The organism is Gordonia sp. CNJ-863 (assembly GCF_001942325.1).
GTDB lineage: Bacteria > Actinomycetota > Actinomycetes > Mycobacteriales > Mycobacteriaceae > Gordonia > Gordonia alkanivorans.
The window spans coordinates 1-1,129 of sequence record NZ_MKKG01000087.1 but is presented as its reverse complement, the minus strand read 5'-3'; the positions used below and the strand labels follow the sequence as shown (position 1 = coordinate 1,129).

Genomic DNA, 1,129 nt, shown 5'->3' with positions numbered 1-1,129 from the left:
CCGCCGGCAACAACTTCGAGCTCGCCATCGCCGTCGCGATCGCGACCTATGGTGCGACCTCCGGTCAGGCTCTTGCCGGAGTCATCGGCCCACTCATCGAGGTCCCCGTCCTCGTCGCGCTGGTCTATGTGTCTCTGGCGTTGCGGAAACGCTTCACCAGTCCGACGACCGCCTCCAGCCCAGATGTATCGAAGGAGGCTGTTCGCGATGTCTGAGAATGTGTTGGACGAACAGCTGAGTCGCGGCGAACACCGCGCGCAGCCCGAGCTGCTGATGCCGCATACCGTGCTCGCCCGTACCGCAGCTGACTTGGCCGCCAAGTACGAGGGGGTGGTGTCTCGGCAGACGGTGGAACGCTGTGTTTTCGAGTCCTACACCGCGTTACGGCGCACCTCCCGGGTACATGCGCATCTGACGACCTTGGCGGGCCGGTTCGCGGCTGATCGATTACGCGCCCTGGCCCAGGTCGATGGATCGGCGCCCAAGGATGTGCCCGAAGTTCTGTTCGTCTGCGTGCAGAACGCCGGCCGCTCGCAGATGGCCGCCGGATTGTTGACCCACCACGCCACAGGTCGGGTACACGTGCGCTCCGCCGGGTCAGCCCCCGCGCACTCGATCAACCCGACCGTCGTCGAAGCAATGACCGAGATCGGCGTCGACTTGGGCACGCAGTACCCCAAACCGCTCACCGACGATGTAGTCGCCGCCGCCGACGTGGTCGTAGCCATGGGCTGCGGCGACGCGTGCCCGATCTATCCCGGCAAGCGGTATCTCGATTGGACGGTCTCCGATCCCGAAGGCCGTCCACTTGGCGAGGTTCGCGCGATCCGCGATGACCTTGACGCCCGGGTTCGTGAGCTCCTTGCCGAGCTCACGGCCAACCATGTGTGACTTTCCGAGCATTCCTCCACAGCTGAAAGGGACTGTCTCATGCCTTCCTCTCGACCTAGCGTGCTGTTCGTGTGCGTCCACAATGCCGGCCGATCGCAGATGGCCGCCGGTTTCCTGACCGCTCTCGGCCGGGACAGCGTCGAGGTCCGCTCCGCCGGATCCGCACCTGCCGACTCGATCAACCCCGCCGCTGTCGAGGCGATGGCTGAAGTCGGTATCGACATCTCGGCACAGTCAC

Annotated in this window: 2 protein-coding genes and 1 pseudogene; all 3 read left to right on the top strand. The window is 65.0% G+C overall.

Features of this window, described 5'->3' with window-relative positions:
• Positions 1-215, top strand: a 215-nt coding sequence (locus BJF87_RS23770; protein ID WP_396246879.1) for an arsenic resistance protein, incomplete at its 5' end; no start/stop codon positions are given.
• Positions 208-891 carry an arsenate reductase ArsC gene (locus BJF87_RS23765; RefSeq protein ID WP_075864041.1) on the top strand — a complete coding sequence of 228 codons (684 nt, stop codon included), beginning with the start codon at positions 208-210 and terminating at the stop codon, positions 889-891. The genes BJF87_RS23770 and BJF87_RS23765, both read left to right, overlap by 8 nt.
• A gap of 39 nt (positions 892-930) precedes the next feature.
• Positions 931-1,129 (top strand): annotated as a pseudogene (locus BJF87_RS23760) (heat-shock protein HtpX); the annotation flags it as partial.

Coding starts and splice junctions, on each gene's coding strand:
- BJF87_RS23765 (WP_075864041.1), top strand. CDS start 208: ATGTCTGAGAATGTGTTGGACGAACAGCTGAGTCGCGGCGAACACCGC.